This is a genomic window from Sorangiineae bacterium MSr12523, assembly GCA_037157775.1.
GTDB lineage: Bacteria > Myxococcota_A > Polyangia > Polyangiales > Polyangiaceae > Pendulispora > Pendulispora brunnea.
The window spans coordinates 3,813,874-3,832,392 of record CP089982.1 but is presented as its reverse complement, the minus strand read 5'-3'; the positions used below and the strand labels follow the sequence as shown (position 1 = coordinate 3,832,392).

The following is an 18,519-nucleotide window of genomic DNA, read 5'->3' as shown; positions in this document are numbered from 1 at the left end:
GCTTACAGCAGATCAGGGACGCACAGCGGGATCAAGAGATCTCACCGCGACGGGCTACCTGGATCGGGAACCGTGTCGGCTGGCTATATCTCGCCGCGGCAGTCGCTCCGCCGCTGGTTTTCTTACCCTCGGCACTCTCGCAGATACGAGAGCTCGCAGCGAATCCGGAGCACTCGCACGCGACCCGCGTCGAGCTCATTTCGGATGCCGTTCGCGCGACGATATTTCGCCCGGAGGTCGGCGCGCTCTTTGGCTTCGCGATCGCGCACATATTCTATCTTCGCCGGCTTTATATCATGTCCGAGCTACCAAGCATGAAAGCCCGTGCGCCGATGCAACCAGGATTCCGGGCACGTTGCCGATGCTGTGGTGGAGAGCTCGACTCCCCCGTCGGTGTACTTGCCCCATGCCGACATTGTTCTGCGCAGAATCTCGTCTCGGACGATCTCATCCGCGATAGAGTAAAATTTCTCGAGGAGGAGATTCGCGAGTATCAAGCCCGTGCCAAGGCGGAAACGGAGAAACGGGTCGACACCGTCGCGGATAATGTAGGATGGTATTACGGCATCGGGCTCGTGGCCGGTGCCGTTCTCTTCCAACTTCTCGGATTGCTCGTAAAGACCATTCTGAAAGCCGCGCTCACACGATAATCGTCATTAGCGCAAAAAGATCGCAGCGGCGGACGTCGACTGAAAGGAACTGTGTGCCAGCGACTCTTCATCCAGGATAGCGCCCACTCCGCGCTCGAGGATCGCGTCGACACCGTGCCCCCTTGCTCGTCCTAGTGCGGTAGGGATGAACGGCTGGTCACCACATTGCCAAGTCAAGTCGTACGGCCTCATAGCCGAAGTACCGGCAGCTCGGCCTCGACGGAGGCGATCTGGGCATGCCCTCAGATACCGTACTTACTCCAAATGGCGATGCGGATGGCGATGCCGATCGTCGCCGATATGCCCACGGCAGCATAGATCGATGGATACAAGTACGTACGGTAGTTAGCTACCGACCTACTCGTCCGTTCGACCATCTCGTGGGTTCGCGCCTTGTAATCTTCAATCTCTTTCTGCAGAAGAGCCATCCGGTTCCTCACGAGCTCTTTTGTGAGAAGATTCTGCGCCGTGCAATGCGTGCACGCGACGAACGCCTCCATGCTCGCTGGAAGGTCTGCTCCGCAGCATCGGCATCGGGCACTCGATCCCACTTGAAGCGGTGCACGCGCCCGAAGTCGAGGCAGCATGGCCCTATGATACGCGCGCAGTAGACGAATATAGCCAAAACCGACGCCAAACAACGCTCCAGAAGTCATCACGAAAAAAACGATCTGCTGGTTCACGATCTCCTGCTGCACGTCGATCGGAGTCCCAGTAGCTGGATCCAAGATTATACGAAATCTTCTGATGTATTCGGGCGCATCCAACGCCGAAAACACCACGATTGCGGCCATCGCCATGAGGATGTACTTGCGGTACACCACGTAGAGCCGTCCCATGGCAAGAGCAGGCGCGTTGAGGTAATCGTCTTTTGCTTTGATCTCCTTGAGGCGAGCCCGTAAGGCCATCACTCGTTCGGCAGCGTCGGCTGGCATTTCTTCTCGCGAATTGCAATAGCCGCACTTGACGGTGATCTTGCCCTGCGCGGCGTCGGAGGTCTCCTCTCGCATGGGAGCTGCACACCGCTCGCACGGAATCGGGACCCCCTCTGCAGGGGTCCCCTGCGCAGCAGCCGCCGCACCACCGTAGGTCGTTGCTTCCATGATAAATTCCTCGGTCAAGTCGTGAATGTGGTTACCGCGACACGATTGAGCGTACGGCAGAAGACATGAACGCATCTCGTCCTGAGGACGACGTCTCTACAGGCAGCATCATTCCGTCCGAAACGACGCGAACGATCGGGTCTGGGCGCGCCCTCGGAAACGCAGGCAAACCCGCGAGAGGTTCACCGCGTTGCCAGGTGAGATGATACCCAGTTTCGACGTCAACGTACCTACCTAGCCCAATGATTGTCAACGACTCGCGATCATAAAATGATTGCGCCATCGTCGGCTTCGTCGATGGTGGACCTACGGAACCATCACCGGCAAGCAGTTCTTCGAGCTCGCGAAACGCGTCGGATCGGATATCGACTCTACCATCACCGAGGCACCGTAGAAGCAACTCGCCCGAATCATCGGAAGATAAACGCGTTTCCGTGAGCACTCCGCCCGTAAAAACGTGAAGGATGTATTGCCCGTCCCAGACAAGCCGAACGGCTGCACCCGTCGATGATGTTCGCTCGATGCAACGACCGAATGCATCGTATCGATATTCGAAAATTCCTCCTTGCGGGCTTCGGACGCGCACGGGTGCGTCCCAGGCGTCGTACTCGAAGCCCCACACGTCCTCTCGATCACCGCAGAGAACTCGCTTCTCGTAGACGCGTCCTCGCTCGTCCCATGCATAGTGCACGGAAACGCCACCAACACGCATCGTCTCGAGACGACCACCCGCCAACACTGTGGCGGTCGCGCTCTCTTCTGCATAATACGCAGCAATGACCATCGTGCGCTCCCATCCATTGGTCTCCAGCACTTGAAGAAGTTCATCACCTCGACCAGTACGGGCATGAAACACCCAATGGCCTTCTCCATCGTACGCAAAGAATTCACTCGGAAGGTCCGAACCGCGTCGGACGATAGCGCGAAGACGCCTCCGGCTGTCATAGCGGAGGATCATGTCGCTTTCCGTGCCCTTCGAGGCGACACTCAAGAATGACGGGTGGCCTCGCGTATCATACGAAATCTGGAGGCGGACGGGCTCCACGCCTGCGACCTCGTAAATGTACGAGGTAACATGACCTCCGAGGTCGCGCTTCATGGAAAGGCGCGCACCGAGCGACGCCCTCTCGACTTCCGCACCGTTTGCGTCACATACATATTGCACGGCAACGTCGCCCACTCGAACGCTGCAAACACGCGCATTCTGGTCCCGGCCCATGCTGACATCTGGTGCATCCGTGCACCCGATCCGAACCTTGCTTCCTAGCGCATCGAATCCGCGCTGGACGACCATGGGGTGCAAAGGCTCATTGGCCCGCGTAGCCACCATCTCTCGCTCGCATCGGCCAGACGAGTCGTAGGTGAGCTCGACGAGTGTGTCCTTCGTTTCGGCCCACGTGAGAAAAGCGTCCTCGTCATACTCGAAGCGCCTTTCTAGACCGCCGCTCGATACGCGGATCACGCGACCCGTATCATCGAGCTCGAAATCCGTCCGAATGCCCGGCCGCTCGCCGCTGATGGGTGCATCGCTCCGCACCTCGACGGAGACCATGCCCAAGTCCGAATGTTCTACGCGCACATGTCGCCCATCGAGCGTGTGCAATGCGACGATCCGGTCATCGGCATCGTAATAGTAGTGCTCACGATGCCCTGCCGCATCGTGCACCTCCACGATCTGACCAGGCTCCTTTCCCCATTGCAACCGCCCGATCAAACCTTCCCCGTCGACGTGCTCGAGCGCGCGACCGTATAGATCGTGGCGGAGGGCTTCATGCATCCCCGTCATTCCCTGCGTGATACGCCCATTCAGCGTATGCTCGACCCGAGACGTCGTTCCGCTCCGGTGAATGGATGCGACGGGCCGATCCAGCTCGTCAGTAACATGCTCCTCGATCCCACCGAGAGGGTCGATGACCCTCGTGCATCGACCAAAAGCATCGTACTCGTAGCGGACGAAGTTGCCATTGAAGTCACTTTCGCCGACCAAATTGCCGAACGAGTCGTAAAGGTTCGTCTGCGTAGCACCCAACGGCGTTCTGAGAGAGGTGCGCTCTCCGTGAACATTGTACGTTAGCTCCCAGCTCCCACTGTCTAGCTCAATCGAAACGAGAGAGTGAGTCCCGTCGTAGTCCGCACAAATGTCCTGGACAGCATCACTGTGCGCGATAATGCGGTGATAGTCGTCGTAGACCCAAAACCGCGATTCAGCCGGACGGCGATAAGCGACGAGACGCCCCAACTCGTCATATTCACACGTGGTGATCCGTTGGGCGGCATCCGCCGCGCGCTCGAGGCGGCCCATGGCATCGAACTCGAACGATGACCGACGTCCCAAGGGAGACGTCGTCGCAATGATGCGCCCCACCGCATCGAGTTCATGCGTCCAGACCTCGCCATACGCATTGCCAACCATGGTGCGGCGGGCGACGGCATCGTAGCGGAAATCTCGCAGATGGTACCCGTCCATTCCGCTGACGCGCGTGCATCGGCCCTCGCGATCATACTCGACGTAAAAGACAGCACCCTCCCGTTTCGTCACCAGGGCGAGGAGACGATTCGTGTGGTACGCATACGTGACCGCGCGCCCGCCTCGGTCCTGGACCTCGACGAGCAGACCTTGCTCATCGTACCGATACCCAGCCGCGAAGTGCCGCCCGCCATCGGGGGTCATCAACTCGACGAGGGCAATACGATCGTCGACATAGGTCAGAGTCAATGCACTTCGAGAACGTGCATGCTCGAGCCGAATGACTCGACCGTGAGCATCGTGAACGACTTCAATCCGGTTCGGACCGCGGTACTCGATGGAATGCAGGCGCCATTGGTTACCCATCAACGCGAACACGTGGGTGACACGCGCACGCCCACGTTTGAAGTCGACGATGCGCACGCCGTTCGCATCGGCGCGTTCGATCTCGACGCCGTACCCCGTATGCACCATCCGACCATCGACGCGAGCTCGAAGATCGATCTCTTGGCCGTCCGGCCGCACGTAGATGAACCCGTGCACGGTCTGCTGCAGCCGGTGGTCCCAATCCGCGCGCCATCCCGCTCCGAACGGCGCAGAATCATCGCGTCCCCATGCCGCTACGTAGAGCTCTCGGCGCCCGAAGAACGAGGAATAATGCCGTATCAATGAGAGCGGAAGGAGCGCGTTCCGGCAAAAGTCAGTGGCTGAATCCGTGACCTCGCCGGATGCCACGTCCACTGCAGGCCGTGCAGCGGTCGGCGTGAGCTTCGTCGCGGAATGACCACGTCTGAACAACGTATGGGCCCTCACATGTCAAGCCTTCGTTTTGGTGACCGCTTCGCCCGCACGCTTCGAGGCCGTCTCCTTGGCCTCCTTCTCGGCTGCTTCTCGAGCCTGACTCTCGACGGCCTCGCGCGCTCGCTCCCTATCGTAGGCTGGCTTCAGCGTGGGATCGTTCGTCTCGTTGCGAACGCGAATCGCCTCGACCGCCTGCTTGTCACTCACCTTGTCGGGCGTCGTTCCCTTGTCTTGTGCGATCAGCAGCTTCGTATTGTCGATGTCTGTCTGGCGAGCCGCCGCTTTCTTGTCCCGCGCCTCCTTCTTGTCGGCTTGTTCTTTGGTACGCTTCGCTTTGATATCGTCGAAGGCCTGCTTCCTCTGGTCTGACTCATTGGCATAAATGCTCGTAGTCTTTAGTTCCTCACGCTTCTTCGCAAACGCTTCGGCTTCCTTCTCTCTTTTCATGAGAGCAAGTGCGGCCCGCGCATCCGCGCGCTTCTCGGCGGGCGTCCGTGCCTCTCGCCCTCCCCGTGCGGCGACAATCTTGGCCTTCGCCGTCTTGAACCTGGCAGCCTTCGCCCACCGCGCGCCTCGTTTGGTGAGGAATCCGCGTCCCATACCGACGAGAACGGCGGTTTCAGGCATGGGAAAACCTCCGATCGTGACGCTCAATTGCGTCGGAACGGCGATTTGTCCCCACGGAGGCGGCGTGCCGGGATCCTTTCCAAGAAGCTTGTCCAGCGATCCACGAAGAATGTCCATCACGAGAGTCTCCGCCGCCCCGACACGCGCCTCGTTCTGCGCAGCAATGGCAGCCTCCTGGCTTTCCACCGCTTCGTCGGCGGCGACCGCCTCGGATTGCGCTCCTAGATCTCCTTTGGCGGCGGCTTCATGCTTGGCCTTGGCCTCATCACGCGCTTTCTGCACGGCCTTCTTCGATTTGTCGTATTCATAGGCCGCCGACGCCGCTCCCAGTGCAGCGGTCGGCCCCGTCGTCCATTTATTTCTCCACTTGACGAGTTTCGGGTCGTCACCTTTGCTCGATTTGACGAGGAACTTGTCTTTGACCACCGAAATGAATGCCTCTTTACCGTTCTTGGGCACGGGCGGATCGCCAGGTTTCGGAGGCGACGATGGTTGGCAGTACTTGACGAGATCTCCAGCGCGTGCGGCTCGTTTTCCACCGATCTTCACGCTGCTCGAACCAGTGAAGATCTTGAAGAACGGCGACAGGCTCCCGCAGCCGATGGCATACCCAATATCGTCGGTCGTGGCAGCAGGCATCCCATAAATGCGCACGGTCGGACAGCCCGTCGCAATTTGACCAATGCTGAACAGCGGCACGGGTGCTGCTGGCGGCACCCAGCTCGGCGGGTGCTGATGCGTGTGCGGCATACCAATGAACACCGCCCCCACATTGGCTGCCGGCAGTTGGAACAGGCCTCCCACGAACTGCGCGACGGGGTTGAGCATGAGCAAACGGTCGATCGCATTGCCGGCAATACCGTCGACATACCCCTCCCACCACTTGCCTGTCTGGGTCGCGATATCCGCAATCTTCATACCAAGATCGTAGGCGCTCTTGAGGCGGTCGACTGTCTTCTTCGTTTTATCGAGCGGCGTATCCGTAGGACTCACGGGCGGATCGATGATGACATCGAGTGCTTTGGAGAAGCCCGGATCAATATCGTCAATGATGCCCCAACTCGGATTCTCTGCTTTCGCGGCGGCGAGTTTATCCTTCCAAACCTTGACGGTCTGCCCGGTCTTACCCTCGGCGGAGATGATCATCCCGCACCTCCGGTGATGACTCTACATTCTTGAATTTCGGCGGCGTACCCTGCCGCGATGTCGCGATGCCCGGTTCGTGACGCGTAGTCGTGAAGTCGTCCAAGGGCATCGGAAAGCATATTGTAGTTTCCTTTATCCCGCGTCTCGTTGGCACATGTAGTCCACATCTCCAGGGCACCAGCCCAGTTTCCCTGCGCTGCGCGGGCGTCGCCCCGCCGGAGCAGAAACTCGGCATGAAGATCGTCCTGGTGCAGCGCCCTCGCGGAGACGCAGCCAACGGCACATGCCATCTCGGCCTCCAAGTAGTTTGCTTGTCCCGCCGAGTGCAATGCCAATGCATGCGACGAGTTGGTCATCAATGTGAGATCCGAGTGCGAAGTCGCGATGTCGAGCGCCGCCATGATCGCATGGTGCGCACGCTCCGGCGCATTCGCGCGGCGGAACGCCTCCGCAACTTGAAGCAGCACGACCCCGCGCATCTCGGGGACATTGTATTGCGTGTAGTACGCATACAGACTACGCAACTTCGCCATCGCCTCGGTCAGCATCCCGAGGCTCACCTCCACCATGGCACATTGCATGAGCGCCTGAACACGCTGACCGGGCAACAACTCGGGATTCGAAGCATCCTCGATGAGCTCTCCAATGATGTCGCCTTGCGTGAGCGATGTCTCGAAGAGGACGACGCCAGGCGACCGTGCATTCAGGGCGGACTGAGTCAGAAACGAGTTCGCTTTGTCATCGCGCAGCACGAAGCGGACACGCGCCATCCATGGTTCGAAGCCCGATTGAGGAAGCAGAGCTTGCACGACTCGGGCGTGCACATGCGGATCCTTGATCTCGCTCGGCAAGATCGCGATAACCAAATGAGTCTCATCGTCCTCGGGCAACCATGACGCGAAGTGCGCGAACGTCATTCGGAGCCGAACGAGAGGATCGACACGATGCGACCAACACGCGTCCGAGGGTTCCGGCAGTGTGGGGTCGTCGGGGGCCTCCTCCGCGCGCAAGGTGTCCATCCGCTCGAGGACCATGGCAATGAGGATATCGACATAGTCGACGAGGGTTCCGGACACGGGGTTCAGGTCGAGGTAAACGAAATGTGGTGCCCCATCGATGCCCTCCAGGCAGCGCACGACGGGCAATAGCTCCTCATCGTGCGAGCGCACGATCATGACCGTCGCCTCGCTCTGCTCCGCGAAGTCCGCGAGGGCGCGTTGCACTTTCTCGATGAGCCGCATTTCAATTGATCTTCACGAAACCGCCCGACACGACGCACGTTCCTTTTGCCGAGAGGGTCGCGCTGTTTGCCTCGAGCTTTCCCGATGTCTTGTCCAGAGTGACGTTCGACGACGAGCAAGTCATGGAAATCGACGTTGCACCACTGATCGCAATGCTTCCATCCTTCTTCAAAGAAATGGACGACGTTCCGCATTGCAAGAGGAGCTCGTCTGTCGCAAGCAAGGTAATCTTCTTGTCCTTCAGTTGGATATTCTGAGATTCATTCGTCACGGTAACACCTGTGGGACCGACAGCATCCATGGCACCACCGTTCATCTTGAAACCAGCGCCGCCGGTGGTCTCGGATAACATGACGGTGCGCGCGGCCCTCGTCTGATAATCTTCCGAACATTCCGTTTCGGCGTTCTTCGTATCCAAATAGGTTAGGTCGGAGACCGTTGTGACGTAATTTCCGTTGCTGACGGTGACCACTCGATTGCCGAGAGATACCTTTAGAGAATCCTCGCCTTTCGTGACGATGCGCTCTCGCCCCATCCCGATGGTGATCTGTTCTTTTTGCCCGACTTCTTCCGTGCGATTCAACTCGACCGAGGTCCGCTCCTCGCCCCCTACGGTCTTCTTGCGCATGCCCCCCACGGTGATGAATTGCAATCCGCCGACCGTCGTCGACTGTACCGCGCCAACCGTCTCATTGTGGTTGTGTAGAACGACCGTCTTCCGGTCCCTCTGCGCGTGCAGATATATCTCTTCGCCACCCGCACTGTCCTCGAACGTGAGCTCGTTGAAGCCTTTGCCGCCGGGGATCGTCAGGGTGCGGATGGTGCTCTTGGTGACGGTTTGGCCGGGCGGATACAGGTGGTCGTTGTCGCCGTTGTACATGGCGCCGGCGACGAAGGGGCGGTCGATGTCGCCGTTGAAGAAGTTGACGACGACTTCGTCGCCGACGCGGGGTGGGAACCAGATGCCGCGGTCGCCGCCGGCGGCGGGGGTCATGACGCGCAGCCAGCAGGAGCTATTCTTGTCCTGCTTGTCGAAGCGGTCCCAGAAGAAGTGGACCTTCACACGACCGAATTCGTCCATGAAGGGTTTGCCCGGCTCGCCGCCGACGACGAGGGCCGACTCGGGGGCGGCGGCGGGTTTGGGCTTTCGCGGGGGGCGCAATCGGACGTCGCTGGGGACGGCGCTGAAGTGGGCTACGAATGCGGGACCACCGCCGGCACCCGATTCAGCGATGCCGGCGCGATGACCGCCGACGTTCATGTCGGTGACGAGCAGGGAGCGATTGAACGCGTCGTCGTCGTGGCCCGAAAGCGAGAAGGTGCGGCCGACTTGGATGCGCACGCAGGAGCTTTTGCCCGAAAAGACGGACGCGTCGCTGCGCACTTCTTCGAGGCGCCGCTGGACGATGCCGGCACCGTCGGGGTCGACCTTGTCGTAGTCGCCCGCGTAAAGATACGTCTCGCGCGCAGGGCGGTTGCCGTGGTGATGCGGCTCGCGCACCTCGGCGCGTGTGGTGAGATCCGTCCTGGGGCGCTCGAACTTGTAGTCGCGAAGGGCGACCGATCCGGGACGGATCATCTGCCGTCGCACCATATTGGCGACGTGGTCGACGCTTACGGCGCCGCCCGTGGCGCTGTAGGGCAGATTCGCGTCCCCATCGATGGCCGCGTATCCGCGCGGGGCATCGATGAAGATCACGGTGCTCTTCTTGTCGTCGTCCGAAAAGAAGAAGTGAATTCCTTCCTCCGCCAAGATGCGGGCGAGGAACTCGAAGTCGGTCTCGTTCTTCTGCACGCAGTAGGTGCGCGCTTGCGGATGCCGTTCGAGGCGCCACACCAGCTCGATGCCGTAACGCTGGACGAGGTCCTCGGCGATCTTCCGGACGCTCTGGTCCTGAAAGATGCGCGAGTTGGTGATGTAATCGAGTTCGGCCAGCGCGGGAACGAGGGTCACCGTGACCTGATGCTGCCGGCCTTTGCTCGTCGTGCCTTGGGGCGTAATCTGGGCCACGATGCCGCGCACGATGCGAACCGGCTCATCGTGTCGCAAAATTCGAAACTCGCCGGCTCGTCCGAGAAGCTCCTCGATGGTGTGAATCTTCTCGTCTTTGACCACCACATCGATCTGCCAGACGAAAAGCTCCGAGAGCCGCTCGCAGCCTTTGAACCGTGCAACTACCAGGTCTCGTTCGTCGAGTTCTCCCGCGCGGAGGGTGTACGTAAGCTCATCAACCGCGTTTTCGAACACCGACATGACCATGCAGAGTTCCTCCACTGCGTGAATCTTGGGGACTCGGACTGACGGGTGTTGTTCATAACTTCGGCCACCACCGCGGCGAGTTGCGCGGATTTTCGCTGGGCAGCGATGTTCGACCAGTTGTTCGACGTGAAAACCCTGCTTCAGGCAACGGTGGTACGATGCTCGAAGAACGGCGTTCCGTCCGCTACGTTCAAATTTTTCCACCCCGCAACACCCGTGCGGCCGCTAGGGTTCGCTGCCAAAGGCAACTTGCCAATTGGCCTGGGGCACCGTGATCCGATGGATATCGATATCATCGGATTCCCACTTATCGTCTGGCGACGAGAACCGCCGGGTGCCAGCCATCGCGAGACACGTCGACCGAATCGCCGATCAGTTGTGCGAATTTACGATGTGCCACGATCGCTGGCGCATACGACGAAGGTGGCACGCCTCGCACGGCACACCCATCGCGTTCTCTCGATACAAATCAGCATGGCGCGCGCGTTGCTCGAGGTGGCGATTCCATGAGAGGCCTTCTGCCATATCTCTCTTTCACGGCGCTCGCGCTTACTGCGGGCGTCACTTCGATCCACTGCGGCAGCAGCAGCGATAGCGACGGCTCGAACGGCGACGTCGCTCGATCCGAGTTGCCTCGAAACTTGGAACCACAAGCAAACGCTCGAGACATCGAAAGCGCTGCCCAAGGCAACGCAGCGTTCGCCTTCGAGCTTTACCGCAAGCTCTCATCGAAGAACCCGAACGAAAGCCTCTTTTTCTCGCCACACAGCATTTCCGCCGCGCTCGCCATGACCTATGCGGGCGCACGGGGAAGCACCGCGGAGGCTTTCGAACGTGTGCTCCACATTGCGACGCCGGCGAAGTTCCACGATGCGATGAACGCGCTCGACCTTGCCCTGGCCACCCGCGGCCGTGATGCGAAGGGCGCCGACGGGAAGTTGTTTCGGCTTCGCGCAACCAATTCGATATGGGGAAATCGCACCACGACCTTCCGACAACCTTTCCTCGATGTATTGGCCCGCGACTATGGCGCAGGAATTCGCCTCACGGACTTCATCTCAGCGACCGAAGAGTCTCGGCGGATCATCAACCAATGGACGAATGACGAGACCGAGGGGCGAATCAACGAGCTATTGCCCGAGGGCGTCATCAAGCAGGAGACCCGTCTGGTACTCGTCAATGCCATTTATTTCAATGCAGCGTGGAATACTCCGTTCCCCGCGAGTGCCACGTCGCAAGAGGCCTTCGTCCGCGCAGATGGTTCATCGACGCGCGTCGATACCATGAAGCAACGGACGGATTTTCCCTACTTCGAGGAGGACGGATACCAGGCGGTGGAGCTGCCCTACGGCGGCAAAGATACGTCGATGGTCGTCGTGCTGCCGAAGGAGGGAACCTGGGCGACGTTCGAGCTCAAGTTCGACGCGGCGGCGTATCGGAAGATCACCTCGAACTTGTCGATCGCCACCGTCGATCTGTCGCTTCCGAAGTTCGAGATCCAGGGAGCCAGCACGAAGCTAAAAGAGGAGCTCTCCGGTATGGGATTGGACATAGCCTTCAACGAGGGCGCCGCCGATTTCTCGGGCATGACGGATCGCGACCCCTTGGTGATGTCCGAAGTCGTGCACAAAGCCTTCGTCAAGGTCGACGAGAAGGGCACGGAGGCGGCCGCGGCGACGGCGGTCGTCATGGTCGATGCCTCCGCTCCCCCGCCGCCCACCAACGTGAAGACCTTCAAGGCCAATCGGCCCTTCTTCTTCTTCGTGCGCGACGTTCCGACGGGCGCCCTGCTCTTTGCCGGGCGCGTCGTCGATCCTTCGCACTGAATCGGAAGCTAGTTCCCTTCCCAACGGAGGCTCTCGCCGTTTGCGGTCGAGATCCTCTGTTGGTTCATGCCCTGGTTGTTGCTCAAGTACAGACCGCCGCGGGTCGAGAAGAAGGCGACCTGGCGGCCGTCGGGGGAACAGGCCGGGTACATGTTGGAGCCCTGATCCTGTGTGAGGCGCTTCATGCTGGACGGGCTGCCGCTGGGGTCGACGCTGAAGATGTCCCAGGTGGCGCCGTCGCGGCCCATGAACAGGATGCGCACGCCCTCGGGGTCGTTGCACCAGACGGGGGCCATGTTGTAGGTGCCTCGCCAGCTCACGCGCTTGCCGTCGACGTAGATCTGCGGGTTGCCGCCTTGGTTCGAGACGTAGGCCAGTTGGCCGCCGGGGCCAATGGCGGGGTGCGTGTTCAATCCGCCCTGCGTGGCCTTGGACAGACCGCTGCCGTCGGGGCCGCCCAGGAAGATGTCGCTCTGGCCGCTGTTGGAGACGACCAAGGCCATTTTGCCGGCGCCGAAGCCAACGCCGAAGATGAGGCCCGGGTTCTTCACCACCGGGGTGGAGCTGCCCACCTTGAAGAGTTGGTACGTGCCGTCGGGCATGCCGGCGGAGTAGTACACGCCGCCCGGCCCCACCGCGGGGGCGAGGGCCACGTTCGACACGGTCTGCAGGCGCGAGAGGCCGTTGCCATCGCTGTCGACGGAGAAGATGCCCTTCTGTCCGCGGCCGGTGGTGGCGCTGAAGACGAGGCGCGTGCCGAAGCTGCCGGCGGTGCCGGTGAACCACTTCACGACTTCGTTGCAGAATTGATGCACGGCTCCGCGCACGCCGCTGGCCGGTACGTCGTATTCCTTCTTCAACACGGCTTCGGCGCCGCGCGAGACGACGAAGAGGCGCAGCTCGAGGTGCACGGTGCTGCCGCGCATGGCGCTCGTGCCCTTCACGACACCCTCGGCGCCGATGTTGCGCCAGCTCGCGGGGTCGATGCCCGTGCCCTCGGCGCCCAAGTTCGCGGTGAAGCTCTTTGGGTCGAGCACTTGGAAAATGCTCGACAGGGTGAAATCCTTGCTCGCCACGTCCACCACGGTGTTCGAGGTGTCGCGTTCACCCACGAGAGGCGGAACGGCAATCTTGAACAGTGAGCGGTTACCTCCTGACACCGTGATCGTGGTGACGGTACCGCCCGTGGGCTGTGACACGGTGGGCAGTGAGCTGGAGGCGCCGGCGGGCTGCTGCGCGTGCGCGGGAAGATCGGCCACGGCGACGAACAGGAAGGAGCTACCTGCGACGGCTGCTGCCATGAAGGACAATGTCCTCTTCTTCGGCAGGTTCAAAAAGACAAGGTCAGTCATCGGCATTTGGACGAGTCTCCATGAGGGTTCCCGGTCAGTCCAACATTTAGTGCACGGCCACGATACTGTTCGGCCACCTCGGGGGGTGGCTCCGGCAACGGCGTTCGATCGTCGAGCAGTTTTTGAAGCATCGATCGCGCCGAGTCATCAAACAAATCGTTGCCGCTCTTTCGAACGGGTTCACTCCTCATGTGCCAAATGCTCATCCGCCGATCGATGCTGATTTGGAAGGTGACACAAAGCTTGTTGGCCTCTCCCTGTGAAATCACAGTGGGAATGGCCCAGCGCTCGTGAAAGAAATTGCCCAGCAGCGCGCCGTACATGTCGCCCGCGCGCACCTTGTTCGGGTCCGTCTCCTGGCCCTCTTTCACACCCGCCGCGTGACCCTCTTCGGGGCGATCTTTGCCCGCGTCCTCCGCGAAGGGATCGCTCTTGTTCACGAGGCGCGTGATGTCCGACTCCTGCGCGAGCGGAGGCGGCGGCCCCGCGTCGGGGATGTCCTTTTTCTTTTCTTCACGCGAGGCCACGATCTCGTGCTTCGGCGCGGTGCGGGCGCGGGGCACGATGCGATCGGGCAGCTTCAATGGATCCATTGGCTTGCCCAATTTCAGCAAGCTGGCCGCGACCACGGGCTTCTCGACGAGGGGCTTCTCCTCCTCGCCGAGCGATGGGTACATGGCCTTGAGGATGATGGCCGCAATGGGAATCGCATGCAGCGCGATGGCCAGCGCAATGCCTAGCGCCACCTCGTCCGACTCGTACGCCGTCCTCCAAGCCAACCGCGTTGCCATGAGAATTCAATTGCGCGTGCGTAATACGCTTCGCACAAACACCTTTCGCTTCGGTTACTTAACTTCCAGTGGATCGGTGATCATTCCAAGCTTTTCGACGCCTGCGGTGCGCGCAGCCGCCATGACGCGCAGAACGGCACCGTATTTTACGCCCTCGTCCGCTTGGATGTAGACCTCTTTCTCCTCCTTCAGACGCGCATTGTTCGTCAATCGATCTTCGACCGCGCCGGTGATCTCGTCCTTGCCCAAATAGACGTGCTCGTCGGCGGTGACGATGATCAGCAGCTTCGTGTCGTCTGCCACCATCGGGCCGCTCTTGGCCTTCGGAAGATCGACCTCGACGCCGGTCGTGAGCAATGGTGCGGTCACCATGAAGATGACCAAGAGCACCAGCATGACGTCGATGAGCGGCGTCACGTTGATCTCGTTCATACCGCCCATGCGGCGGCTGCGGCCAGCAACGCCGCCTGCCGATGCACCCATGGCCATGGCGGTCTAAATGCCTCCGAGCTTGGCGCGCGCGGCCACGTCGGCGGCAAAGCCTTCGAGGCTGTCGGCAAGCTCCTGCACGCGACGCGCGAAGTAGTTGTATGCCATGACGCTCGGGATGGCGGCGACGAGGCCGATGGCCGTCGCGATGAGCGCCTCGGCGATCTTCGGTGCAACGACGGGGAGGTTCGCGTTCTGCTGGTTCCCGATGCTCAAGAACGCGTCCATGATGCCGTAGACCGTGCCGAAAAGGCCGATGAAGGGCGCCGTCGATCCGATGGTGCCCAAGAGCGTCATCCACGATTCGAGGTGCGTGACCTCGCGCGCAGCGGCGCGGCGTGTGGCCGTTTCGACGTGCGTGCCCTCGGCGTCGCCCAGGCGCTGACGCTGGCCGCCGGTCATGCGCATCATCTCGTCGTAGCCCGTGGCGAAAATTCGCGCGAACGGAGAGCCGCGGAAGGCCGCCAGCCCATTGGCCATCGCATCGAAGTTCTGGGCCGCGTCGAACGTCTTCAAAAAGCGATGCGATTCGGCGCGGGCGCGGCGCAGATGGAGAAACTTGGCACCGATGACCACCCAGCAGCACAGCGAGAAGACGACCAGCACGATGAGCACCGCTTTGACGGGCGCCGAGGCGTGCAAGACGAGCTGCACGGGATCGAGCTTGGGCGCGTCGGGCTTCCCGCCACCGCCGGCACCGCCAGCCTGTACCGCCGCGGCGAACGCGTGAACGGCATGGATCGCGCCGCCGGCTACCGATTGCATAGTTTTTCTCCGAGCATGGCCGCACCATGCCCCGCCCCTTCCGTAGATGTCAATTCCGGGGAGAATTCGACGGCAACCAGGCGCGTTGGCTCGCCTCCGCTCGCGTTTGCGCTGGCGCAGCCCCAACGCCGCGGGAAGATACGTCGCAAGATGGCCCGTCGACGCTTTTCCGCGGTTTTCGGTCTTGCTGGGGCTCTTTCTGGCGCCACTCGCTGGCCTCGGTTGCACGGTCGACCCCTGGCAGGACGAGCCCGAGATTCAGTTCGAGGAAACGACGAACATCGGCTACCGCTGCAGCCAAGGCCCAGGTTTTTCCTGGACGGTGCGCGCCTGGGAGACCGGCGAGCAAGCCACGGCAGGCTGTCAGCAGCCCATTCGCTTCGAGAATCTGAACGGCGGTTATACCTACACCTTCGACATCACGGGCTACCTGGGCCAGGACGTCTGCTGGCGGGGCACGTGCACGGTCCGCGCGCGATCCTACGGGCGAACCTATGCGGACTGTTCGGCGCAAATTCAGTCGTACTGCGGCCTCTAAGGTAGTTTTCGGCGCTTGGTCCGCGGGAGAGGCGTGGTAAGAGCTCTGCTCGTGCGGCTGCGCTTTTTGCTCCTTCTTATTGGTTCGCTTTCCATGTACCTCGCGTTCTCCGTGTTGGCGGTCGCCTGCACGGACACGACCACCCTTCCCGGGATCGACCCCATCACCGGGATTCAAATCCGGTCGGACGTCATCACCGCCGGCAAGGGATGCGGCACCGGCGACACGCAGGTCTACAAATACACCGCCGTCGTGACGGACACCGACGGGCTCGTTCGCGCCGCCGCGACGTACGATTGCTTCGCCGACGGCGTGTTCCAAGCGCTCACCCAGTCGGACAGCGGCTTTTTGGATTTCAATGTCGACGTCTACGCCTTCAACGCGAAGACGTTCGGCGATGGCAGCGCCGTAGCTGCGGTGGTGAACCAAGTCACCAACACCGATCACCAGCTCGATCGATTCTGGGCCGGACGCACGCTGACCTTCACCTGGGACACGAACTGCCAGACCACGCAGCAGTCGGACGTGGAAGTCGTCGCCGTCTGCGAGCCGCTCCGGGACGCAGGAAGCGACGGCATCATCGTGCTGCCGGCCTCGTTCACCCGGCAAGATGGCACGCCCGCCGGTTGCAACGCCGGTGCGGCGTCGGTTCGTGCATCGGTTCGCGGGATTCCTACAGCCCAACCGCCGCCCATGGATGCCGGCGCGGACGCTTCCAAAGACGCAGGCGATGCCGCACCGTCCGATGCAGGAGACGCCGGCAACGCAGGCGATGGCGGCACGACGCCAGCCCAAGGCACGCTTTTCCCCTGCCCCAACGAGGTGCGCTTCACGCGGGTGAAGGCCCCTGCGGATCACACGATCGACGTGGAACTGCTCGGAGTACCGGCGGACGCCGGAGCGCCGCCGCCGTCGCTGGGTCGCACGACCTGCCGCGGTTCGGTTGCGCCGTTCGTGTCGACGACGGCCACGTGCGATCCCGTGCAGTGATATAACCGTCGCGTGGTGGACGCGGATCCGTCCGAATCGCTCGACGCAGCGCTCATCCTTCGTGTCGCCGAGGGCGACGTCGACGCGCTTGCGTCGCTGTACGATCGCCATGTCGATGCGCTTCTGGCCATCGCGCTGCGCATCGTTCACGACCGCGCCGAGGCCGAAGACCTGGTTCACGACGCCTTCATGGGGCTCTGCGAACAGGCACGCCGCTACGATCCGGCGCGCGGACGTCTGCGTACGTGGCTCGTGACCATCACGCGCAACCTCGCCATCGACCGCCTGCGCCGGCAGAATCGCCTCAAACGGGTGCGGGAGGCGGTCCGCGCGGAGGCGCGAACGGAGACGGCGGAGGCGCCGCCTCTCGATTTTCTGCCATTGAACGAAAAGTTTCGAGAGGCCTTCGGGGCCCTGCCGGAAGACCAGCGGCTCACGCTCGAAGCGGCCTTTTTCCAAGGGCTCTCCTACAGCGAGATCGCAGAACTTCACGGCGTGCCGTTGGGGACCGTCAAATCACGGGCGGCCCGGGCCATCGCCACGTTGCGGGAAGCGCTCCTCGCGTCGGTCCAAAATGAGCCGTCGAGCGTAGTGGTAAAGAACGCTGGGAGTGTTCGAGGTGCCTCGTGAGTGATCGGTATGCCCGCCTGCTACAACTCGTCCTCGCGGGACGTCCCGAACCGCTCACGGCCGCATACTTGGGCACGCTCACGGAGGAAGAGCGCACCGCCTACCTCGAGGTGGAACGCACCCTGGCCTCGTTCGCTCTCGGCACCGTCGCGAGTAGCCCCGCCCCCCGCGCCCCCAGTCCCGATCTCCGCAACCGGGTCCTGTCGAGCTTTCGCGCCAAGCTGGCAGCCCGGTCGAGATCGGCTTTCCTGGTGCTGGATATGATTCATGATCATCTGGCCGAGGGCAGCATTCTGGAAGTGCCCCGGGCGCGGGAGATCGTGCCGGCGCTGGCGGAAAAACTGCGCGAATGCCGCAGCCAAGGGGTGCCCGTCGTCTACATCGTCGACGAGCACGAGCCGGACGATCCGGACCTGGACCTGTGGGGCGTCCACGCGGTCGGCGGCTCGGGCGGGAACGACATCTGGCCCGAGGTCGCACCGCAGCCGGGCGATCGCGTCGTGAAAAAGCGCACGTACAGTGCATTCTCCGCGTCCAATTTGCAGGAGGTCCTCGACGAGCTGCGCTGCGATACGCTGGTTCTTTCCGGCTGCCTGACCGAAGTCGGCATCAAGGCCACCGCCACCGATGCCCTGCAGCGCGGCTACGCGGTGAACGTGCCACCCGCGACGCAGGCGGGGATCAGCGCCATGACCGAGCAGGTCACGCTGGGCCTACTTCAGGTCATGCCGCCCTACGGGGCCGCCCGCAAAGAGCTCCTCGCCCGCCTCGCGGGCAAAACCGCCTGAGTGGGCCCCACATGCCGACCACCACCTGCCAAGAACGCCGCGGCGGCGTAGCAAC

Annotated in this window: 15 protein-coding genes; 6 read left to right on the top strand and 9 right to left on the bottom strand. The window is 61.7% G+C overall.

Annotated features, from left to right (window positions below; genetic code table 11):
* Window positions 1-892: 892 nt before the first annotated feature.
* The 5 genes from LZC95_15470 to vgrG all read right to left on the bottom strand — a co-directional run bounded on the left by LZC95_15470 (window position 893) and on the right by vgrG (window position 10,289).
* A complete protein-coding gene (locus LZC95_15470; protein ID WXA98228.1) occupies window positions 893-1,753 on the bottom strand; it encodes a hypothetical protein in 861 nt (286 codons plus the stop codon).
* Between the two features lie 31 nt (window positions 1,754-1,784).
* Window positions 1,785-4,955, bottom strand: coding sequence for a DUF6531 domain-containing protein (locus tag LZC95_15465; GenBank protein ID WXB00338.1), 3,171 nt, complete (start codon window positions 4,953-4,955; stop codon window positions 1,785-1,787).
* 81 nt (window positions 4,956-5,036) lie between these two features.
* On the bottom strand, window positions 5,037-6,794 hold the full coding sequence (locus tag LZC95_15460; GenBank protein WXA98227.1) for a PAAR domain-containing protein: 1,758 nt from the start codon (window positions 6,792-6,794) through the stop codon (window positions 5,037-5,039).
* Window positions 6,791-8,035, bottom strand: a complete 1,245-nt coding sequence (locus LZC95_15455; protein WXA98226.1) for a hypothetical protein — start codon at window positions 8,033-8,035, stop codon at window positions 6,791-6,793. Before LZC95_15455 ends, LZC95_15460 begins: the two co-directional genes overlap by 4 nt.
* Window position 8,036: 1 nt before the next feature.
* Window positions 8,037-10,289, bottom strand: a complete 2,253-nt coding sequence (gene vgrG / locus LZC95_15450; GenBank protein ID WXA98225.1) for a type VI secretion system tip protein VgrG — start codon at window positions 10,287-10,289, stop codon at window positions 8,037-8,039.
* Window positions 10,290-10,400: 111 nt separating this feature from the next.
* Here vgrG and LZC95_15445 point away from each other — a divergent pair, with 111 nt between their 5' ends.
* Together LZC95_15445 and LZC95_15440 are read left to right on the top strand one after the other, a co-directional pair.
* Window positions 10,401-10,805, top strand: a complete 405-nt coding sequence (locus LZC95_15445) for a hypothetical protein (protein ID WXA98224.1) — start codon at window positions 10,401-10,403, stop codon at window positions 10,803-10,805.
* Complete coding sequence (locus LZC95_15440) at window positions 10,802-12,121, top strand: serpin family protein (protein ID WXA98223.1); 1,320 nt, start codon at window positions 10,802-10,804, stop codon at window positions 12,119-12,121. Before LZC95_15445 ends, LZC95_15440 begins: the two co-directional genes overlap by 4 nt.
* An 8-nt stretch (window positions 12,122-12,129) precedes the next feature.
* Here LZC95_15440 and LZC95_15435 read toward each other — a convergent pair whose 3' ends face one another.
* From LZC95_15435 to LZC95_15420, 4 genes are read right to left on the bottom strand one after another with little or no spacing between them, the layout of a single operon-like run.
* A complete protein-coding gene (locus LZC95_15435) occupies window positions 12,130-13,473 on the bottom strand; it encodes a hypothetical protein (GenBank protein ID WXA98222.1) in 1,344 nt (447 codons plus the stop codon).
* Window positions 13,470-14,264 (bottom strand): TonB C-terminal domain-containing protein, encoded by a 795-nt coding sequence (locus tag LZC95_15430; GenBank protein WXA98221.1) that lies wholly within the window; start codon window positions 14,262-14,264, stop codon window positions 13,470-13,472. The genes LZC95_15435 and LZC95_15430 overlap by 4 nt, the downstream gene beginning before the upstream one ends.
* 54 nt (window positions 14,265-14,318) lie before the next feature.
* Window positions 14,319-14,753: a biopolymer transporter ExbD gene (locus tag LZC95_15425; protein WXA98220.1), complete on the bottom strand. Its 435-nt coding sequence runs from the start codon at window positions 14,751-14,753 to the stop codon at window positions 14,319-14,321.
* 6 nt (window positions 14,754-14,759) lie between these two features.
* A complete protein-coding gene (locus tag LZC95_15420; protein WXA98219.1) occupies window positions 14,760-15,518 on the bottom strand; it encodes a MotA/TolQ/ExbB proton channel family protein in 759 nt (252 codons plus the stop codon).
* A 184-nt stretch (window positions 15,519-15,702) separates the two neighbouring features.
* On the opposite strand from LZC95_15420, the gene LZC95_15415 reads away from it, so the two are divergent.
* Genes LZC95_15415 through LZC95_15400 form a run of 4 tightly spaced genes read left to right on the top strand, consistent with a single transcriptional unit; the run spans window position 15,703 to window position 18,464 of the window.
* Entirely contained in the window at window positions 15,703-16,056 is a 354-nt protein-coding gene (locus LZC95_15415) for a hypothetical protein (GenBank protein ID WXA98218.1), read from the top strand.
* A gap of 51 nt (window positions 16,057-16,107) precedes the next feature.
* Window positions 16,108-17,046 (top strand): hypothetical protein, encoded by a 939-nt coding sequence (locus tag LZC95_15410; GenBank protein ID WXA98217.1) that lies wholly within the window; start codon window positions 16,108-16,110, stop codon window positions 17,044-17,046.
* Window positions 17,047-17,061: 15 nt separating this feature from the next.
* On the top strand, window positions 17,062-17,676 hold the full coding sequence (locus LZC95_15405; protein WXA98216.1) for a sigma-70 family RNA polymerase sigma factor: 615 nt from the start codon (window positions 17,062-17,064) through the stop codon (window positions 17,674-17,676).
* The gene (locus LZC95_15400; GenBank protein ID WXA98215.1) at window positions 17,673-18,464 is read left to right on the top strand and encodes a cysteine hydrolase; all 792 of its coding nucleotides are present in this window, start codon (window positions 17,673-17,675) and stop codon (window positions 18,462-18,464) included. The genes LZC95_15405 and LZC95_15400 overlap by 4 nt, the downstream gene beginning before the upstream one ends.
* Window positions 18,465-18,519: the final 55 nt, after the last annotated feature.

What these genes read in the sequence shown, in the direction of transcription:
- LZC95_15470 (WXA98228.1), bottom strand. Translation starts at nt 1,753, where the DNA reads ATGGAAGCAACGACCTACGGTGGTGCGGCGGCTGCTGCGCAGGGGACC.
- LZC95_15460 (WXA98227.1), bottom strand. Translation starts at nt 6,794, where the DNA reads ATGATCATCTCCGCCGAGGGTAAGACCGGGCAGACCGTCAAGGTTTGG.
- LZC95_15455 (WXA98226.1), bottom strand. Translation starts at nt 8,035, where the DNA reads ATGCGGCTCATCGAGAAAGTGCAACGCGCCCTCGCGGACTTCGCGGAG.
- vgrG (WXA98225.1), bottom strand. Translation starts at nt 10,289, where the DNA reads ATGTCGGTGTTCGAAAACGCGGTTGATGAGCTTACGTACACCCTCCGC.
- LZC95_15445 (WXA98224.1), top strand. Translation starts at nt 10,401, where the DNA reads ATGTTCGACCAGTTGTTCGACGTGAAAACCCTGCTTCAGGCAACGGTG.
- LZC95_15440 (WXA98223.1), top strand. Translation starts at nt 10,802, where the DNA reads ATGAGAGGCCTTCTGCCATATCTCTCTTTCACGGCGCTCGCGCTTACT.
- LZC95_15435 (WXA98222.1), bottom strand. Translation starts at nt 13,473, where the DNA reads ATGACTGACCTTGTCTTTTTGAACCTGCCGAAGAAGAGGACATTGTCC.
- LZC95_15430 (WXA98221.1), bottom strand. Translation starts at nt 14,264, where the DNA reads ATGGCAACGCGGTTGGCTTGGAGGACGGCGTACGAGTCGGACGAGGTG.
- LZC95_15425 (WXA98220.1), bottom strand. Translation starts at nt 14,753, where the DNA reads ATGGCCATGGGTGCATCGGCAGGCGGCGTTGCTGGCCGCAGCCGCCGC.
- LZC95_15420 (WXA98219.1), bottom strand. Translation starts at nt 15,518, where the DNA reads ATGCAATCGGTAGCCGGCGGCGCGATCCATGCCGTTCACGCGTTCGCC.